Annotated in this window: 1 protein-coding gene; it reads left to right on the top strand. The window is 43.1% G+C overall.

Annotated features, from left to right (window positions below; translation table 11 throughout):
* Positions 1-68: 68 nt before the first annotated feature.
* A complete protein-coding gene (locus AC805_RS04135) occupies positions 69-1,514 on the top strand; it encodes a hypothetical protein (RefSeq protein ID WP_197278624.1) in 1,446 nt (481 codons plus the stop codon).
* The last annotated feature ends 149 nt before the right edge of the window (positions 1,515-1,663 follow it).

Genomic DNA, 1,663 nt, shown 5'->3' with positions numbered 1-1,663 from the left:
TTTTAGGGTTTTAATTATGCTTAACTGCTTAATTAGAATAAAATAAAAATAAATTTTTCCAGATAGATATGCAAAGGCGACATCTATACATTTTGTCAGTATGTGCAACGGTTTGCTTGTTTGGACTAGAGGTTAAGTCAGCAAGAATCTTTAATTCTCATACTGACAAAATTCCCAGTCCTGCGGAAATGTCTCAAATTGCGGATTCGTTGAGTCCTGAGGAGATCTCACAACTAGAAATTGATGACGTACTGCGCGATCGCCTTCGCTTCGATCCGCAATGGCAAGAAATCGTTCAAGCTGTCCGCGAAGATATCATGCGGGGAAGATGGGGGAAAAATCCTGCTTGGAAACGCTACGGCGCAAAAGCCTATCCTCTACTGAGCTACTATGCCAGTCTAGGTGAAGGAATGCGACAACAGTATGGTGTTGAAGGCATTCGCAGCCTTGGCAAACCCTATACGACTATATGGTTGCGTCAACAAATAAAGCGAAAGATTACTCGTATGGGTAGCGGCTGGAACGCCCGCTATAGATCACTTTTTGAAGATGAATATGGCAATTGGGGGAGGCGGATTACATCTTGGGAGAAGGATTTTGGTTTGGACGATCCTAAAGTAAGAGCAGAGTTGATCGCCTTAGCTAAAGCGAATCTGGAACCTAGAGATTCTCCGCTATTCTATGGTTTCAACTATCTTTTTTTGGAAAATCTGCATGAATATGAAGCCATTTATGGTAGGTACTATTCTGAAGCTAAGGCTTTTGTAGTGCCATCTGAATGGATGAAGTTTGAGCAGTTGCAAGATCCGACAGAAAGCCAAATAAACGAGGCGATCGCTTTATACCAAAAACAATCCATTGATGACCGAGAGCGTATTTTGGTCGAACGTCTGGGCAAAATTAAGGCAGGAGAGATTACGCCCTTTGGACTTGACTTCTTTTGGGCTTTAGCAAATGACAAGTCTAAAGATGAAGAAAAAGCCAAAGATCGGATCTGGGCGATCGCCGAACTCGATCGGCATGGAGACGAGCAAGCGTCGGAAATCCTTCAAGATATTTTGGAGAATGACTTGCCAGAACTTTATCCCCTTACCTATCTTGCTGGGACATTAAATTACTCAGCAAGGCGCTGGCACGCTTATTTCTTACTTTTGGGAATAGTGGAGAAATATCCGCAGTCAAAATTTGTGAAGGGATTTCGCGAATATGGGGATTTAAGGGGACGTTCTTATTTTGGTAATGAGGTGCGCAGTCAAGAAATCCTCGATCGCAATGTAAAGATGACAGATCGGGAACGTCTTAATGCTTGGCAAGACTGGCTCGATCGATATGGAGATCATTCAGCGGCAGACGATGCCTCTTACTACCTTGCCTTAAGCTTGCAGGACAATAATGACATTATGGGAGCGATGCGCCTCTGGATGAAAATAATGGCACAACCGATGGGCGATCGCGATGCCCTCTATCTCGCCTTTCCCCATATTCGCATCTTGCTAGTAGACAGTCAAAGATAATTTGGCGGGTAAAATAAAGGGACAGAAAATAGTAAGGAAAAAGGTATGTCAGCAAAACGATACAAAGTGACATTAACCGAAGAAGAACGCCAAAAACTAGAACAAATCACTAAAAATGGTAAGTCGGCAGCAGCCAAAATTAACCATGC

The organism is Pseudanabaena sp. 'Roaring Creek', from assembly GCF_001402795.1.
Taxonomy (GTDB): domain Bacteria; phylum Cyanobacteriota; class Cyanobacteriia; order Pseudanabaenales; family Pseudanabaenaceae; genus Pseudanabaena.
Note: the sequence above shows the minus strand (reverse complement) of the source record. Positions and strands in the feature narration are given on the sequence as shown.

Excerpts from the sequence above, each read along its gene's own strand:
- AC805_RS04135 (WP_197278624.1), top strand. The coding sequence starts at position 69 with ATGCAAAGGCGACATCTATACATTTTGTCAGTATGTGCAACGGTTTGC.